Source organism: uncultured Corynebacterium sp. (assembly GCF_937999985.1).
Classification (GTDB): Bacteria; Actinomycetota; Actinomycetes; order Mycobacteriales; family Mycobacteriaceae; genus Corynebacterium.
This window is the reverse complement of the sequence record NZ_CALLDG010000060.1, coordinates 1-3,681: the sequence shown is the minus strand read 5'-3', so window position 1 is coordinate 3,681 and position 3,681 is coordinate 1. Positions and strand designations below refer to the sequence as shown.

3 protein-coding genes are annotated in these 3,681 nt (G+C 65.5%); 1 reads left to right on the top strand and 2 read right to left on the bottom strand.

Annotated elements, in window-relative coordinates:
* The first annotated feature begins 23 nt into the window (after positions 1 to 23).
* Positions 24 to 1,367, top strand: a complete 1,344-nt coding sequence (locus tag Q0331_RS02890) for a DUF349 domain-containing protein (protein WP_298074707.1) — start codon at positions 24 to 26, stop codon at positions 1,365 to 1,367.
* On the opposite strand, the gene Q0331_RS02885 is transcribed toward Q0331_RS02890, so the two are convergent.
* On the bottom strand, positions 1,364 to 2,095 hold the full coding sequence (locus Q0331_RS02885; protein WP_298074706.1) for a hypothetical protein: 732 nt from the start codon (positions 2,093 to 2,095) through the stop codon (positions 1,364 to 1,366). The two genes, Q0331_RS02890 and Q0331_RS02885, sit on opposite strands and share 4 nt — an antisense overlap.
* Positions 2,088 to 3,626: a tRNA (N6-isopentenyl adenosine(37)-C2)-methylthiotransferase MiaB gene (miaB, locus tag Q0331_RS02880; protein ID WP_298074704.1), complete on the bottom strand. Its 1,539-nt coding sequence runs from the start codon at positions 3,624 to 3,626 to the stop codon at positions 2,088 to 2,090. The genes Q0331_RS02885 and miaB overlap by 8 nt, the downstream gene beginning before the upstream one ends.
* Positions 3,627 to 3,681 lie beyond the last annotated feature (55 nt).

The following is a 3,681-nucleotide window of genomic DNA, read 5'->3' as shown; positions in this document are numbered from 1 at the left end:
GGTTTTAGGTAGGAGTACCCGCAATGACTGATCCCACGAATCCTCGTCCGGTCCCGAAGCCCGGCCCAAAGCCGGGTCCCAAGCCAGGCGCCAAGCCTGGGCTGAAGGGAGTGCAGACCGGGGGTGTCAGCATCCCCAAGAACGACCCCGCGAAGTTCGGCCGCGTGGACGCTGACGGCGTGGCATGGCTGAAGACCGCCGACGGCGAGCGTCAGATCGGCGAGTTCAAGGCCGGTACTCCCGAAGAGGGGCTGAAGCACTTTGGCGCCCGCTACGACGACCTGAGCACTGAAGTGCAGATGCTCGAGGCGCGTCTGCAAAGCCACCCGGAACAAGCCCAGACCATCCGTCACGACGCGAAGATTCTGCAGGATGCCCTTCCCACCGCAACCGTCATCGGCGACATTGCCGCGCTGGATGCCCGCCTAGAAAAAATTTCCCAGCGCACCCAGACCGCCGAGAAGCAGGTCGCGGAGGCCAAGCAGGAGCGCCGCGATTCCGCACTGGCGCAGAAGGAAGAGCTGCTGGGGGAGGTCGAGGGCATCGCCGCAGCCGACCCGTCCACGCTGAACTGGAAGCGCTCCGGCGAGCGCATCCGCGCGATCGTCGAGCAGTGGCGCAGCATCAAGGGGGTGGAGCGTTCCACCGACGACGAGCTGTGGAAGCGCTTCTCCAAGGCACGCTCCGAGTTCAACCGCAAGCGCCAGGCGCACTTCGACGAGCTGGACCGCAACCGCGAGCGGGCGCGATTAAAGAAAGAAGAGCTGATCGAGCAGGCCGAGGCGCTGCAGAATTCCACCGAGTGGGGGCCAACCAGCGCCAAGTACCGCGACCTGATGAGCCAGTGGAAGGCCGCGGGACGCGCACCGCGCAACGTAGACGACCAGCTGTGGGAGCGCTTCCGCAAGGCGCAGGACGTGTTCTTCGCCGCCCGCAAGGCGGATTCCGCCGAGCGCGATAAGGAGTTCGAGGCCAACGCGGACGCCAAGCAGGCCCTCATTGACGAGTACTCCCCGAAGGTTGATCCGCAGGCGCACGGGGTGGACAAGGCCCGCAAGGTTCTGCACGAGCTGCAGGAAAAGTGGGAACAGATTGGCTTCGTACCGCGCGGCCGCGTGCGCGAGTTCGAGGACAAGATCAAGGCGATTGAGGCCCGTGTGGAGGAGGCTGCGGATGCCGAGTGGCGCCGCACCGACCCGGAGGCCCAGGCGCGCGTGGCCCAGTTCCAGGCAAAGGTGGACCAGTTCAACCGCGAGGCCGAGGCCGCGGAGAAGGCGGGCAAGTCCGCGAAGGCGGAGAAGCTACGCGGCCAGGCCGCGCAGTGGCAGGAGTGGGCGGACGCCGCCGCTGCCGCCGTGGAGGGCTAGTCCTCCTCGCTCTCCTGCTGGGGCTCGCTCTCCTGGTTTTCGAGCTCGGCCTTGCGCTCGCGGCGGGCCTTCGCGCGGGCGCGGCGGTCATCCACGATCTCCGCATCCTCGCGGTCCTCGATGCCCGTGCGCAGCCGCTGCTGCGCCAGGCGGGATTCCTCGTCGCGGTGGGCTTCCTCGCGGCGCGCTGCCGCCAGCGCCCGCTGCAGGGGATTCTTTTGAAATACAACCGCGGACAGTGCGTAGAAAAGCACCGTTAGGCCCACCAGGCTGAACAGCAGCGGGATGGCCGGGCCGTCACCCGACTCCGTCGGCGGCTGGGTCTGGCGCACCCAGATTGCAAACACGTTGTACCACCAGGCCACACCTGCAAAGGCCCAGTTCACCCATGCCACGATCCACGATTTCGAAACCAGGGTTCCGATGGTCAAAAGGATCGCGATAAGGCGCAGCCAGGAGAAAATCATTTCCGGCTTAGCCGTCGCGCCGTCCTGCGCCACCTGGGTGTTAAACAGCACGTCGTAGCCGCGCACATCGCCCGCGTGTGGCAGGAAGATCATAACGAGGGGAACCAGGAAGCCGAAGACGATCAGCGGCACGTAGCGGCCCAGCACCACGCGCCCGGCTATCCTGCGCTCGGCACCGCTGAGGTCGCCTCGGTACTGTGCCAGCGTGTCGTCTCCGACTTCCTGTTCGGAGCTCTTGGCGCTCTTGTTGTTACTACTCACAGCCGCATCCTCCCGTGCTACATCCGCCCGCCGCCGTCGGCTCGGGCTTCTTTATGCTCGGCATTCCCAGTCCGACGCCCACAGGCGCCGTAGTCGGAGTCTCCCCCAACTCTGTCATGTCCCCCGCCCGGGTGCGCGTGTGGCTCGCGACCCCGCCGTCGGCGATGAGGAAGTGCGGCGCGGCGTCAGTAATAACAACCTCCACAACGTCACCTGCCCGGATGTCGCCTTCGGGCGTGAAGTGCACGAGGCGGCCGTCGCGGGAACGGCCGGAGCGGCGGTGGGTGCGGTCGTTTTTACGCCCGTCGGCCTGCACCAGCAGTTCCTGCGTAGTGCCGATGAGCTTGCGGTTTTCTTCTTCGCTGATGCGTTCCTGCAGCGCGAGGAGGCGTTCGTACCGGTCCTGTACGACGGCCTTGGGCACCTGGTTTTCCATCTCCGCGGCCGGAGTTCCGGGGCGCGGCGAGTATTGGAACGTGAAGGCGCTGGAGAAGCGAGCCTTCTCCACTACGTCCATGGTCGCTTGGAAGTCCTCCTCGGTCTCGCCGGGGAAGCCAACAATGATGTCGGTGGTGATGGCCGCGTGCGGGATGCGCTCGCGCACCTTGTCGAGGATTGCCAGGAACTTCTTGGAGCGGTAGGAGCGCTTCATGTCCTTCAGCACCTTGTCCGAACCGGACTGCAGCGGCATGTGCAGCTGCGGGCACACGGCGGGGGTCTCTGCCATCGCGTCGATCACGTCATCGGTGAACTCGGCCGGGTGTGGGCTGGTGAAGCGCAGGCGCTCCAGCCCTTCGATTTCCCCGCAGGCGCGCAGCAGCTTGGAGAATGCGGTGCGGTCACGCTCCAGGGTTTCGTCTGCGAAGTTCACGCCGTAGGCGTTCACATTCTGCCCGAGCAGCGTCACTTCGCTCACGCCCTGCTCCACCAGCGCTTTGACCTCGGCCAGGATCTCGCCGGGGCGGCGGTCCTGCTCCTTGCCACGCAGTGAAGGCACGATGCAGAAGGTGCAGGTGTTGTTGCAGCCGACGGATACGGAAACCCAGCCGGCGTAGGCGGATTCGCGCTTGGCGGGGAGCACGGAGGGGAACTCCTCGAGCGCGTCAAAGATCTCCACCTCTGCCTTGTGGTTGTGCGCCGAGCGCTCCAGCAGTGTGGGCAGCGAGCCTAAGTTGTGGGTGCCGAAGACCACGTCGACCCAGGGGGCTTTGTCCACCACGGTCTGCTTGTCCTTCTGCGCCATGCATCCGCCCACGGCGATCTGCATGCCGGGGTGCTCATCCTTGATGGCCTTCATCTGGCCCAGGGTTCCGTAGAGGCGCTTGTCCGCGTTCTCGCGGACGGCGCAGGTGTTAAACACCACGACGTCCGGCGTGGCGCCCTCGTTTGCGGGCACGTACCCGGAGTCTTCCAGCAGGCCGGACAGTCGCTCGGAATCGTGGACGTTCATCTGGCAGCCGAAGGTGCGCACTTCGTAGGTGCGACCGGCGCCGGAGTTCTCGCTCGTTTGCGTCTGAATCGTCTGTGTCACGTGGATTACCCTACCCCTTTGCCCTCCGCGTTTAGAAAAGTGAGGCCTTCGTTAG

Excerpts from the sequence above, each read along its gene's own strand:
- Q0331_RS02890 (WP_298074707.1), top strand. The coding sequence starts at position 24 with ATGACTGATCCCACGAATCCTCGTCCGGTCCCGAAGCCCGGCCCAAAG.